15 protein-coding genes are annotated in these 12,433 nt (G+C 63.1%); 3 read left to right on the top strand and 12 right to left on the bottom strand.

Annotated elements, in window-relative coordinates:
• Positions 1–34: 34 nt before the first annotated feature.
• From MPC4_RS13010 to pdxH, 5 genes are read right to left on the bottom strand one after another with little or no spacing between them, the layout of a single operon-like run.
• The gene (locus MPC4_RS13010; RefSeq protein WP_174512878.1) at positions 35–1,036 is read right to left on the bottom strand and encodes a c-type cytochrome; all 1,002 of its coding nucleotides are present in this window, start codon (positions 1,034–1,036) and stop codon (positions 35–37) included.
• 15 nt (positions 1,037–1,051) lie between these two features.
• The gene (locus MPC4_RS13005; protein WP_174512877.1) at positions 1,052–2,056 is read right to left on the bottom strand and encodes a P1 family peptidase; all 1,005 of its coding nucleotides are present in this window, start codon (positions 2,054–2,056) and stop codon (positions 1,052–1,054) included.
• 33 nt (positions 2,057–2,089) lie between these two features.
• Complete coding sequence (locus MPC4_RS13000; protein WP_174512876.1) at positions 2,090–2,662, bottom strand: TIGR02301 family protein; 573 nt, start codon at positions 2,660–2,662, stop codon at positions 2,090–2,092.
• Between the two features lie 27 nt (positions 2,663–2,689).
• Positions 2,690–3,178 carry an NUDIX hydrolase gene (locus MPC4_RS12995; RefSeq protein ID WP_174512875.1) on the bottom strand — a complete coding sequence of 163 codons (489 nt, stop codon included), beginning with the start codon at positions 3,176–3,178 and terminating at the stop codon, positions 2,690–2,692.
• Entirely contained in the window at positions 3,175–3,789 is a 615-nt protein-coding gene (gene pdxH / locus MPC4_RS12990; RefSeq protein ID WP_174512874.1) for a pyridoxamine 5'-phosphate oxidase, read from the bottom strand. The genes MPC4_RS12995 and pdxH overlap by 4 nt, the downstream gene beginning before the upstream one ends.
• A gap of 173 nt (positions 3,790–3,962) precedes the next feature.
• Between pdxH and MPC4_RS12985 the strand changes: the two genes are divergently transcribed.
• The 3 genes from MPC4_RS12985 (at position 3,963) to MPC4_RS12975 (ending at position 6,297) form a co-directional block, all read left to right on the top strand.
• Complete coding sequence (locus MPC4_RS12985) at positions 3,963–4,349, top strand: RT0821/Lpp0805 family surface protein (RefSeq protein ID WP_244605684.1); 387 nt, start codon at positions 3,963–3,965, stop codon at positions 4,347–4,349.
• Positions 4,350–4,541: 192 nt separating this feature from the next.
• Complete coding sequence (locus MPC4_RS12980) at positions 4,542–5,504, top strand: DnaJ C-terminal domain-containing protein (protein ID WP_174512872.1); 963 nt, start codon at positions 4,542–4,544, stop codon at positions 5,502–5,504.
• A gap of 19 nt (positions 5,505–5,523) precedes the next feature.
• Positions 5,524–6,297: a DUF1499 domain-containing protein gene (locus tag MPC4_RS12975; RefSeq protein WP_174512871.1), complete on the top strand. Its 774-nt coding sequence runs from the start codon at positions 5,524–5,526 to the stop codon at positions 6,295–6,297.
• A 14-nt stretch (positions 6,298–6,311) separates the two neighbouring features.
• Here MPC4_RS12975 and MPC4_RS12970 read toward each other — a convergent pair whose 3' ends face one another.
• From MPC4_RS12970 to cysT, 7 genes are all read right to left on the bottom strand, one after another.
• Positions 6,312–7,268 (bottom strand): MBL fold metallo-hydrolase, encoded by a 957-nt coding sequence (locus MPC4_RS12970; protein WP_174512870.1) that lies wholly within the window; start codon positions 7,266–7,268, stop codon positions 6,312–6,314.
• Positions 7,269–7,353: 85 nt separating this feature from the next.
• Positions 7,354–7,692 (bottom strand): invasion associated locus B family protein, encoded by a 339-nt coding sequence (locus MPC4_RS12965; protein WP_174512869.1) that lies wholly within the window; start codon positions 7,690–7,692, stop codon positions 7,354–7,356.
• Between the two features lie 69 nt (positions 7,693–7,761).
• Positions 7,762–8,379, bottom strand: a complete 618-nt coding sequence (locus MPC4_RS12960) for a DedA family protein (protein WP_174512868.1) — start codon at positions 8,377–8,379, stop codon at positions 7,762–7,764.
• A gap of 44 nt (positions 8,380–8,423) precedes the next feature.
• Complete coding sequence (locus MPC4_RS12955; RefSeq protein WP_174512990.1) at positions 8,424–9,086, bottom strand: DedA family protein; 663 nt, start codon at positions 9,084–9,086, stop codon at positions 8,424–8,426.
• Positions 9,087–9,215: 129 nt separating this feature from the next.
• Positions 9,216–10,295 (bottom strand): sulfate/molybdate ABC transporter ATP-binding protein, encoded by a 1,080-nt coding sequence (locus MPC4_RS12950; RefSeq protein WP_174512867.1) that lies wholly within the window; start codon positions 10,293–10,295, stop codon positions 9,216–9,218.
• Positions 10,296–10,381: 86 nt separating this feature from the next.
• Positions 10,382–11,305 carry a sulfate ABC transporter permease subunit CysW gene (gene cysW, locus MPC4_RS12945; protein ID WP_174512866.1) on the bottom strand — a complete coding sequence of 308 codons (924 nt, stop codon included), beginning with the start codon at positions 11,303–11,305 and terminating at the stop codon, positions 10,382–10,384.
• Positions 11,298–12,134, bottom strand: a complete 837-nt coding sequence (gene cysT, locus MPC4_RS12940; RefSeq protein WP_425312469.1) for a sulfate ABC transporter permease subunit CysT — start codon at positions 12,132–12,134, stop codon at positions 11,298–11,300. The genes cysW and cysT overlap by 8 nt, the downstream gene beginning before the upstream one ends.
• Positions 12,135–12,433 lie beyond the last annotated feature (299 nt).

The raw sequence follows: 12,433 nt of genomic DNA, 5'->3' as shown, positions 1-12,433 counted from the left end.
GGCGAAACGCAAAAGAAAGCCACGCGACGAAAGCCTATGGCGCCTTGCCAGTCGCCTCCTCGTCAGCCTTCAGGCGCGCGATCGCCGCCCGGATCGGCGCAAAGGGGCCGTATTTGTGCTGCGCCGCGCTGAAGCCATCGGCATAGGGGCCATAGGGCGCGTCAACCGGCTTATCGAGAAGATCGGGGAAATCGTGGTCAAGACCCGCTTTGCGCGGGCGGGGCTGCGACTCGACATAGGCCGCGACATCCCAGGCGTCTTCAACCGGCAGCCTCGGGTTCAGATAATCGGCTCCGGGCGGCATGTTGGAATGAGCGAAATTCGCCAAGGAGCTGATGCGCGCCATGCCCGCGCCATCGTTGAAACTGTCGTCGCCCCAAAGGGGCGGGGCGGCATAACCGAGGTTCAAGGCTTCGGGATCCATTGGAAGTCCCGCCCCATCGCTTCGATGGCAGCCGGCGCAAACGCGGGCGTAGACGGCTGCGCCGCGCTTTGGGTCCGCCGCGCGATCGAGTTCCGGCATGTCGCCCGATCCGTGTCCGGCCAATGTGTCGGCTCGCGCGAGCCCAGACGAAAGGAATTTGACGTAGGCGACGAGCGCTTGCATTTCGGGGCTTTCGCCCGGCAGCGGACGCCCGTTCATGCTTCGCGTCATGCAGGCGTTGAGGCGCTCCTCGATGGAAATCTTAAGGCCCCGCCGGGCGCTGTAACGGGGAAACGCGTCGAATAGCCCGAACAGAGGCGCGCCGAATTTCTTTGTTCCGGCTTCGAGATGGCAATCGCCGCAGGCGAGATTATTGCCCGCGAAGCGCCTCGCGGGATCCGCCGTCAGCGGTCCGATCAGAGCGTAGGTCTGCGTCACCAGGCGGCGCCCGAACCGGACATTTTGGCCGTGAGCGTCATCGGGCAGGGCGTCAATGTCCGGAATGCTCCAGACCGCGCCGCTTGGTGATGTCTGCGCTCGGCTTTGCTGCGGAGATGCGAGTGCAATCAATGCAAGAATGGCAAGGCCATATCGCGCCAGAAGCGTCGTCATTCTCTTCCCCCGGCGCTAAAAATTCTTCTCATGCACGCCGAACTTTTCCCGCCAGCCCGGCAAGGCGCCGGCGAAGGGCAGGGCTTCGGCCTCAAAAACCGCGCGCGCGATCGCTCGTGCGAGACAGTCGGCGGCGCGCATGCCGATCTCGGCCGCATCGCTCACCGTTGGCGTCGCGGCTGCGCGGCCGGTCGCCGCGGCGAAAATCGTGTCGCCGTCCATAGCGGCATGGGCCGGGCGCAGCGCATGGGCCATGCCGTCATGGGCCATGATGGCGAGGCGTTTGGCCTCCGCTCTGGTCAGCGCGGCGTCGGTGGCGACGATGGCGATCGTGGTGTTCTGCGGGTCGAGGCCTTTCATGTGAAAGTCCTTGGGCTCGCCCGGCCACGCGGGAGGCCAGCCGAGCCCGCCGAACTCGTCGTCTCGTTCATAGGGGGCCGCCCAGAAATGCGGCCCCCCGCCGATCGTCGCCGAGCCGACGGCGTTGACGGCGACGAGGGCGCCCACGTGAAAGCCGCTCGCCGTCACAGCGCTCGCAGAACCCAGGCCGCCCTTCAGATTGGCGGTGGTCGCGCCATAGCCAGCTCCCGCATTGCCGAGCGCGAAATCTTGCCCCGCCGCGGCTGCCGCCTCGTAGCCAAGGCGCCAATATAAAGGCTCACGGCCGAAATCCTTGTCGCCGCCGTTCAAAAGATCAAAGAGAACCGCGCCCGGCGCGATCGGGACCTTGATCGAGCCGACCGGAAAGCCCCGGCCGCTCTCGCGCAAAAAGGCGAGGACGCCGCCCATCGAATCGAGCCCATAGACGGAGCCGCCGGAGAGGACCAGCGCATCGACCCGCTCGACCGTCATTCCAGGTTCGAGCAGAGTCGCGTCGCGCAGACCCGGCGCGCCGCCGTGAACAGCGATCGAGGCCATCGCGGGGGCATCGAACAGCACGGCGGTGACCCCGGAGGCGAGTTTTGCGTCTTGCGCATTGCCGACGCTCAGTCCCGCGATGTCAGTGATGAGGTTGTTCAACGTGGGGCCCTCTGTGCGTCGCGCGCCGAAATATCAGGACGCGCTGAAACGATTGACCACCTCATGCGCCAGCCGGCCGCCTTCGCTGAGGAAGCGGCTGATGATGATCTGCGCATTCGGCGTGCAGGCTTGGTAGGATTGTTCGTAATCATGGAAGCTGCGGTTGAAGGTCCCGGCGAGCCGCTCCTTGCGATCTTCCGTCTTTGCTTCGGCCTCGAGAAAGTTCTGCATTTTTGCGCGCCAATCGGCCTTGGATCCGCAGAGGTCGTCGAGATAGGCGAGGGCTCCGAGAATCTCCGCAAGCCGCAGAACCTCGGGCTCGTAAGGCGGCGGCGGCGATTCCGGCGGGGCAGGATCGTGTGGATCGGCCGCGCCGGGATTTTTCTGGCCAGGCTCCTGCTTCGCCTCGGATTTCGACGCAGGCTTATCCTTGGTGTTGGCTGCTTTGCCGGGATGGATCGCTTTCAGATGCGGTCGCTTGCTCGCGGGCCGAGGCTGCGCGTCTTGAGGCGCGGCGACCGCGAGGGAGCACACCGCCCCGACGGTCGCAGCGGCGATAATGACGCGCAGCCAGCTTTTGAGAGGCGTCAGAAGGACCGCTGCCATTTTAATTCGCCGGTTGTGAAAGCGCATTCATAAGCTTACGCCGCTTTCCGGCAAGTTAAATCGACCTGATTCAAGCATCGCCGCCGCGCCAGCCACGACTTCGGCGGTATGGGGGGTGCAATGAAGCCGCGAAAGTTGTGATGGCTCAACCCAGACGACTTCTCCGGCTTCAAGACCCGGCGTCCCTTCGCCCGCGATCCATTCGCCGATAAAAGAAGCGATGACGAAATGGCGTTTGATGCCGCGGGCGTCGTCGCGTTCAATCGATTCGACATGGCGGTTGAATGCGATGACGCGCGCCTCGACGTCGACCTCTTCGCGAAGTTCGCGCAAAGCGGCCTCGGCCAGGGTTTCGCCGGTTTCGACGAGGCCGCCGGGCAGCGAGAAAGCGTTGATGAAAGGCGCCCGTGTGCGCGTCGCCATCAGCACCTTGCCGGCGCGGAAGACGGCGATGCTCACGGCAAGGAAGGGGCGGCTCGGATAGAGCCGCGGCGGCTCAGCCTCGATCGCGCTCATGGATAGAGCCGTTCCTTGCGCCACGGCGCGTCAGGCGTTGCGCGCTCGAACACAATTCGATCGTGCAGACGAAAAGCGCCGTCCGACCAGAATTCAATATAGACCGGCGCGACGCGATAGCCGACCCAATAGGGCGGCCTCGGAATTTCCCCGAAGGCGAATTTCGCGGCATATTTGGCGACCGCCGTTTCGAGCGCGAAGCGGCTTTCGAGCGGACGCGATTGCTGGCTCGCCCAGGCGCCGATGCGGCTTTGCAGAGCTCTGCTGGCGAAATAGGCGTCGGCCTCGGTGTCCGAAACGCGCTCGACCGCTCCGCGAAAGCGGACCTGCCGGCGCAGCGATTTCCAATGCAGCACGCCGGCCGCCTTGGGATTTGCCTGAAGCTCCCGTCCCTTGGCGCTTTCGGCGTTGCTGTAAAAGACAAAACCTTTCGGCTTTGCCTCCTTCAACAGCACCATGCGCACGTCCGGCAGGCCGTTGGCGTCGACGGTTGCGAGCGCCATCGCTTCGGGATCGTTCACCTCGCTCTTGCGCGCCTCAGTGAGCCAGGAATCAAACAGATCGAAGGGCTCCCCGGCCTCGGTGAAGTCACGCCCCGTTAACTTGTTCAAGGCTAAATCTCCTTAAAGTAACTCTTTCGCGAGCGGCTTAATTCGTGACGGGACGGCTCGTGCGGCATTATCATCAAACACAATCTGTCTCCAGGCTTTCCCGGTTTACATCATCGCCGCCGGACTTGTGCCGCGCGCATGGCGTCGCGGCTCGATGGCTGCCTTTGGCCTGTATGGCCATGACCCTCGCGGGCTGCGCCGTGTCCATGCCGATCGCTACTCTCGCGACCTCCAACGAGGATGCGACGGGCGCCATTCCAAGTTCGGCGCTGGAGCGTCAGCTCAACCCCGAGGATTGGCGCAGGGCCAGGGCCGCTCTGTCGACGGCGCTTGATCCGCAGGGCAACGGCTCGCTCGTGTCGTGGGATAATCCGGAATCCGGCGCCAAAGGCTCTTTCGCTCCGCTCGGCAATGCCTATGCGTCGGACGCCAAAATCTGTCGCGCTTTCAGAACGGACATCGACAGCAAAAGCGGCTCCCAGTCGATGCAGGGCGTCGCCTGCTCCGACAAGGGCGACGAGTGGACGATCGCTCAAATCAATCCTTCGAAAAAAGGTTGACCCGTCAGGGTTTGCCTAATCGGTAAACGCTCTATATTTTCGCCACTGCGCCAAACATTTGTCACAAACTTTGCCGCAAGCGTCGCGATAAAGCGCGGCAAGCCTTGCGCCGCGCTTGGACATCCCCCAAATTCGAGAAGAGACATAGGCGTTCGCGCCAATGCAGGGCGAGCGTGGGAGTGGGCTCAATTCATGCGTGATCCTTATACTGTTCTGGGAGTCGCCAAAACCGCATCGGCGGCCGAGATCAAATCAGCTTTCCGTAAACTCGCCAAAAAATTCCATCCGGATCAGAGCAAGGAGCCGAAAGCGAAGGAAAAATTCGCCGAGATCGGCTCCGCCTACGAGATTCTGGGCGATGAAAAAAAGCGGGGGGCTTTCGACCGCGGCGAGATCGACGCCGAAGGCAAGCCGCGCCATCCAGGATTTGAGGGATTTGCCGCCGGGGGACCGGGCGCTGGCCGTCGGGCTCATGCCGGCCCCGGTTTTGAAGGTTTCGAGTTTAATTTCGGCGGCGGGCGTCCGGGCGCTGGCCCTGGCGGCTTCGAAGCCGGTGATATCTTCAGCGAGCTGTTTGGCGCGGCTGGCCGCAGAGGCGGGCGCGGAGCCGCCGCGCCGCAGCCCCGCGGCGAGGACATCCAGGCGAGCGTGACCGTGAGCCTCGGTGAGGCGGTCAAGGGCGGCGCAGCGCGTGTAACGCTTGCGACGGGACGCACCCTTGAGGTCACGATCCCGGCCGGGATCGAAGACGGCAAGCAGATCCGCCTCAAACGCCAGGGTCATCAGAGCCCCTCCGGAGGCGAACCGGGCGACGCCATCGTCACCGTCAAAATCGCCAGGCATCCCTTTTTCCGTGTCGAAGGACGCGACCTGCGGCTCGATCTGCCCGTGACGCTTTATGAGGCCGTGCTCGGCGGCAAGGTCAATGCGCCGACCCTTGACGGCGCCGTCGAGCTTGCCATTCCGGCTGGCTCGAATGGCGGCCGGACCCTGCGTCTGCGCGGCAAGGGCCTTCCCAATCCGCATGGGGCCGCCGGCGACCTCCTTGTTACATTGCGCATCGTGCTCCCGGATGAGTCAGACCCGGAACTTACGAATTTGATGCGCAAATGGGAGAGCGGAAAGCCCTATAATCCGCGCAGCGACTTGAGTTGAGGCGCAGGCGGGGCTGATAATGCGGCGGCTGATCGTCGAAGAACCTTATTCCAAATCGGCGCTGCTCAGCCGGCGGCTCGCCGCCTTCGCTCTGGCTGTCGCGCTGATCGGCGTCGCCGCGGCGCGAAGCGGGATCGATCCGCCAGCCGCGCTTACCGTGCTCAGCGGCTCTATAGCTCTCGCCGCCGCTGCGATCCTTAGCGCGCTGCTGGCGTTCGCGGTGATCTGGCGTACCGGGCGCCAAGGCGCAGGGCAGGCGGCCGCCGGGCTCTTTCTCGCGCTCCTGCTTCTTGCCTATCCAGCCTACCAACTGGCCAAGACGACGCATTTGCCGCGTTTGACCGATTTTTCCACTGATATTGCCGATCCGCCGGTTTTCTCGGCCTCGCGCGTCGCACAGGCCGCCCGAGGCGGGCGGACGCCAAAGACGCTGCCGGCGTCGATGCGCAGGGCGCAAGCGCAAGCCTATCCGAAAATACTGCCGATCATCCTCGATCTCACCGGCGACGAAGCATTCGTCGCCGTCGCCAAAGCCGTCGCCGCCAGCGGCTGGCGCATCGTTGATGAGACGCCGCCCGGCGGGCGCATGGGCGTCGGTCATATCGACGCCATTGCCCGCAGTCTGATCCTCGGCTTTCCTTGCGACATCACCCTGCGCATTCGCCCGCTCGCCGGGCAAACGCGTATCGACCTGCGCTCAGTCTCGCGCTTCGGTCCCTATGATTTTGGCGCCAATCAGCGCAACATCCACACCTTCGAAGCCGCGCTCGAGGCGCAGGTCGACAAGAAATAGCACGTGCGGCCCGCTCAGGCCGGATGGAAATGCGTCGCAAGGGTTGCTGGCCCGTCGGCGGTGACGAGCCCGCGGTCGACGAGGTCTTCAAGATGGGCCAGCACCGAAAGGCCCGCGGCGGCGCGCAGGGCAGGGGCGAGACTCTCATAAACCCGGGAGACGATCGCTTCGATGGTTTCGTCGCCGTTCCCAAGGCGCGCAAGAATGGCGCGTTCGCGCTGGCGGCGGTGCTGGGCGAGAGCGCGAACGAAACGCTGTGGCTCGGTGACCGGGCCGCCGTGGCCGGGCCAATAAATTCGATCGTCCCGGAGCCGCAGCTTTTCCAGAGAGGCCATATAATCGCGCATGGAGCCGTCCGGCGGCGTGATCACAGAGGTCGACCAGGCCATGACGTGATCGCCCGAGAAGAGAGCCTGCTCCTGCGGCAGGCAGAACGCCAAATGGTTCATCGTATGGCCGGGCGTCTCGACGCAGACGAGAGAGAAATCGCTGGTTTCGAACGCCTCGCCCTCGCGCATGATTTTTTCAGGCGCGTGGCCGGGGTCATGCGCGCCCTCCAGACGGATGATTTTGCCCGCCTCGTCGCCGGCTGCTTGCTTCGCAGGAGCAAAGGGCGCGCAGCCGATAATCCTTGCGCCGGTCGCCTGCTGGAGGGCGCGCGCGCCGGGCGAATGATCCTTGTGCGTATGCGTCACGAGGATTGCCACGACGTTTTCGCGCGCTAAAGCGCCGATCAGCGCCGAAATATGCCGGGGGCTGTCAGGTCCCGGATCAATGATCGCGACCTCGCCCGATCCGACGACATAGGTGCAGGTGCCGGTGAAGGTCATCGGGCCGGGATTGCCCGCGACCATGCGGCGCACCAGCGGCGACAGCCGGACGAGTTCCCCCGGAGGCCCCTCAAATGAGCGGTTGAAGGAAATCTCGTCCGCGGCTGTTTCGGCGGCGGTGTCAATTAAGGTTTCGCTCATGCTGAGATAATAGCGCGTAAGGGGCGCGGCCGCAGCATTTTCGGTCAAAGCCGTCTGGCGCGGCGTGAGGGAGAGCCGCGCCCTTCTATTTCGGTTCGGCGCCGGGAGGTCCTCCCGGCGTTCCGGCCGGAGGAATGACGGGAGTCGAATTTGGATTCGGCACGGGCGCTGGCCTGACAATTCCGGGATCAACGCCTGGCTTTGGCTTGATGACGCCATCGCCGGCGTCGAGCCTGTCGCTGAGGCTCCCGCTGCGGCCGGAAGTCAGGGGAACGCCGTCCTTTGGCTGCGCGCTGGGGATGGCCCGGTTTTTTTCCGGAATCACTTCATTGCCGCCAGGCGCCCCCGGCGCTGTCTGGGCGACGGCGGGAATTGCGTAAAATCCCACGGCTGCTGCGAGAATGAGCGGAATTTCTTTTCGCATCGATGCGTCTCCCTTGAGGGTGGCTTCGGCTGCGAACGCTCCTTTCCGCTCATCGTTCCGCGCGCCGGCTCAACCGACGTCGGCGAGTTCCCTTTCCATTTTCTTCTCTTCACGGCGCATGAGGATCATTGCGCCGACCACGCCGCCGACGACAATGACGAGCGCGACGATGCCGAGAGGGCCACTGACGCGATGCATGGCGTCGCCGAAGAAATAAGCCCCGGCGCCCATGACGACGGCCCAGATCACGCCGCCGCTCGCGTTGAAGAAGACGAACTTGCCCCAATTATATTTATTGACGCCGGCGAGCAGGGCCGCAAGAACCCGGAGGAAGGCGACGAAGCGGCCGAAAAAAACGATTTTTCCGCCATGCCGCTCGAACAAATATTGGCCGAGCTTCAGCCGGGCTTCGGGCAAATGAATGAATTTGCCATACCGCAGGAGCAGGTTTGCCCCGAACGTGCGGCCGATCCAAAAGCCGATATTGTCGCCGATGATCGCGCCCGCGGCCGCCGCAGCGATAACCCAGGCTATATCGAGATTGCCCGTCGCGCCGGCATAGCCGGCTCCAAGCAGCAGCACCGTTTCTCCGGGCAGCGGCACGCCCGCGCTCTCCAGCATGACAACGAGGAACACGGCCCAATATCCGTGTTGGACGATCAACGGTTGGATATGTTCAATGAACACAAAGGCTCCTGCTTATCGGATGTTGCGCGGCTGACTTCTCACCATCATCGGACTTGCGTTTGAATCGGGCCGGGCAACGCCGCTTCCGCCTCTGCGATCAACCGGATCTCATTCCTTTTATAGAATCGCCAGCAGAATGCAAAAACGGCCAGCGCCCCGGCGAGGCCGATCAAACCGAGCGGACCGGCGATCCGATGCGCTTCGGCGCCGAAAAGAAAACCAAGACCGCCAAATAAAGAAGCCCAAACGATGGCGCCGGCGGCGTTGAAAATGAAAAATCGCCAGGGCTCGAGTCTGTTGGCGCCCGCCAGAATAGCGGCGAAGGCGCGTAGCACAGCGACGAATCGGCCAAAGAAGACGATCGCTCCGCCGTATCTCCGAAACAGATATTGCCCAAGCTTCAGGCGGCCTTCGTCGAGATGGACGAGACGCCCATATCGCGCGAGCAGCGCAACGCCAAAGGTGCGGCCGGCCCAAAAGCCCAGATTGTCGCCGAGGATGGCGCCGCCCGCGGCCGTCGCGATCACGGCGAAGATATTCAGGCTTTCATGATGGAGCGCGTGCGAGCCGCCGGCAAAAATGGCGGCGGAGACCAGAATCGTTTCGCCCGGAAAAGGTATGCCGGCGCTCTCAATCGCGACGACGCAGAAAATCGCGAGGTAGCCGTAATGCTCTATAAAAGCGGGAATCTGATCGGAGAGAAACATGCTGTCCTTCATCGCGGCTTCGGCGCGGAGATGGATAGCCGAGCAGAGGCGCCATCAAGACAAAAGTTTGACCGCCGCGCAAAGGCCGCCGGCGTCAGATCCACGGCGCCGCAGCCGGGGCCGATTGGTTCACGCGCCGGCGGGCGCCGATTCCCCGTTCAAGAAGAACGTGCCGCGCAAAAAGCGGACCGGAACCTTCTCGCCGGGGCGGTAGACGGCGGAAGCGGGCGTATCGACCTCGATGCTCGAGGCCTGGCACGGAATTGCGATCTCCGCGCGCCGCGTCGGGCCGCTTCGGCGCACGGACAGGATTTCGCCTTGAAGCGCGTCAGGCCCCGCGTCACCGATGGCGATATCTTGCGGGCGCACGAACAGCCGGCCTTCGCCTGCGCCGCTCGCCGCCTGCCGGTTCGAGGCGGGAAGCGCCACCTGATGGTCGCCGATGAAAACCTGCCCGTCACGCAGGTGGGCGCGAAGAGCGGTCGCCTCGCCTATGAATGAATTCACAAAGGCGCTCGCCGGATGGTCGTAGATCTCGTCCGGCGTGCCGATTTGCTCGATACGGCCGCCATTGAGCACCGCGACGCGATCGGCGAGTTCGAGCGCTTCGTCCTGATCATGCGTCACGAAAATTGTCGTGTGCCCGGTCTGGGCGTGAAGCTCGCGCAGCCAGCTGCGCAATTCGCGCCGCACCTTGGCGTCGAGCGCGCCGAAAGGTTCGTCAAGCAACAGCACGCGGGGCTCGACGGCGAGCGCGCGGGCGAGGGCGACGCGTTGCCGTTGACCGCCCGACAATTGCGCGGGACGTCGTTTTTCGAGGCCGCCCAGCTGTACGAGATCCAGCAGCTCCAGAGCCCGCTTGCGAATTTCAGCCTTGGGCGGACGCTGCGCGCGCTCACGCACGTCGAGACCGAAGGAGACATTTTCTTCGACCGTCAGGTGCTTGAAAAGCGCGTAGCTCTGGAACACGAAGCCGACGCGCCGCTCCTGCACGGTTTTTTGCGAGGCGTCCTCGTCGCCAAAGAAAACTTTTCCGGCATCGGGAATGTCGAGACCCGCGATAATGCGCAGCAAGGTCGTCTTGCCGCCGCCAGATGGTCCGAGCAAAGCGACAAGCTCTCCGCTGCCGACGGTCAGGCTGACGCCCTCCAGCGCCGCGCGGCGCGCTGCGGGGAAGGATTTGACGATGTCGACGGCGCGTATTTGCATGGCGTTGCCTTTGTTGCTTCTCGCAAAGTCTTTGTCTCAAACCATCGTCCGAACCGGCGCCCGCCGCGGAGGAACCGGGCGTCGAGCTAGTGACCGCGCGCCTTGCCCGGCGCGGAGCTGCTGGAGCGCGATTCCAGCACAGTCTTGACCAGAAGCGTCACAAGCGCCAGGAGGGCGAGCAGGGACGCGACCGCGAAGGCTGCGGTTATATTGTACTCATTGTAGAGAATTTCGACGTGTAGCGGCATGGTGTTGGTCTTGCCGCGGATATGGCCCGACACGACCGAGACAGCGCCGAATTCGCCCATCGCTCGCGCGTTGCAAAGCAAGACGCCGTAGAGCAACGCCCATTTGATGTTGGGCAAAGTCACCCGAAAGAACGTTGCGGCGCCGCTTGCGCCAAGCGACAGCGCGGTTTCCTCGTCGACCGCGCCTTGATCCTCCATCAATGCAATGAGTTCGCGCGCGACGAAGGGGAAGGTGACGAAGATCGTCACCAGCACGATGCCAGGAACGGCGAAGATGATTTCGAGATGATGCGCTCTGAGCCAGGAGCCGAACAGTCCCTGCGCGCCAAAGAGCAGCACATACATGAGGCCCGCGACCACCGGCGAAACCGAAAAGGGGAGATCAATCAGCGTGATCAGAAAGCTTTTTCCGGGAAAGCGGAATTTGGCGATCGCCCAGGCCGCGGCGAGGCCGAAAACGATATTCGCCGGTACGGCGATCGCCGCGACAAGCAGCGTCAGCCCGATGGCCGAACGGGCGTCCGGCTCGGCGAGCGCCGTCAAATAGGCGGAGACGCCATTGCTGAACGCCTCGAAGAATACGACCGCGAGCGGCAGCACCAGAAAGAGCAGAAGGAAGACGAGGGTGACGCCGATCAAAACGCCCGCCAGCACCTTGCCTTCGCTGGTGACAGGACTGCGAGTCCGCTTCGGGCTTATGGCTTTTGCCGCGAGCCACGGCTCTTCGATCGGCGCGGCCAGCCCGGTTGCTGCGTCAGACATTTCCAAATCTCCGGCGGCTCCAGGCCTGAACCAAATTGATGGTCAAGAGAATGAAGAAGGAAATCGCCAGCATCCAAACCGCGATCGCGGTGGCGCCCGCGTAATTGAACTCCTCGAGTTTGACCACAATGAGCAAAGGCGCGATCTCGGAGACAAAAGGCAGATTGCCCGCGATGAAAATGACCGATCCGTATTCGCCGACGCCCCGCGCGAAAGCGAGGGCGAAGCCGGTCAGCAACGCCGGAGTTAGTGCGGGCAAAATAACGAGGCGGAGGGTTTGGAGCCGGCTCGCGCCCAGCGAAGCCGAAGCTTCCTCGACATCCTGCTGGAGTTCGACGATCACGGGCTGCGCCGTGCGGACGATGAAGGGAAGGCCTATGAACACGAGGGCAATGATGATGCCGAGGGGCGTATAGGCGATTTTCCATCCGAGCGGCGCAATCAGCCCGCCGATCCAGCCGTTCGGCGCATAAATCGCGGCAAGCGCGATGCCCGCCACAGCCGTTGGCAACGCGAAGGGAAGATCGACGGCGGCGTCGAGCAGGCGGCGGCCCGGAAAATCATAGCGCGTCAAGACCCATGCGACGATGGCGCCGAAAACGACATTGATCGCCGCCGCCGCCAGCGCGAGCGAAAAGCTCGTTCTGAGGGCTGCGAAAATACGCGGTTCGGCGGCGATATGCCAAAGGCCCGAAAGTCCGAGATCGCTGGCTTTCAGCACAAGCGCGGCGAGCGGCAGGAGCACGATCACGCTGAGATAGACGAGCGTGTATCCGAGCGTCAGTCCGAAGCCCGGAAGAATCGAATTGCGCTGCGTAAACAGAGACACGTGAACCCTTTCGCGCTAACCCCGCGGCCCCGAAGCGCGCTCCGCCCGCTGGGAAGGCAACGCATTCTATCAAGCTTATAGAGTTTAAGGTAGCGGAGTTCGCGCTGGATCGCAACCTCCCATAATACAGACATATAATGTATATTTATTTATATATCGCAAAGCTGCGGTGTTTATCCTATATTCCACATAAGCAGGAAGCAGCCGCGTCGATTTCTCTCATTTCAAAGGTTCATTCCAATCTGGTTGATGAACGCGAGCGCGAGAGTTCAGCGCAGCCCTGCTTGGCCTGTTCTCGA

This window comes from Methylocella tundrae, assembly GCF_901905185.1.
Lineage (GTDB): Bacteria > Pseudomonadota > Alphaproteobacteria > Rhizobiales > Beijerinckiaceae > Methylocapsa > Methylocapsa tundrae.
The sequence above is the reverse complement of the archived record's forward strand: the minus strand, read 5'-3'. Positions and strand labels throughout refer to the sequence as shown.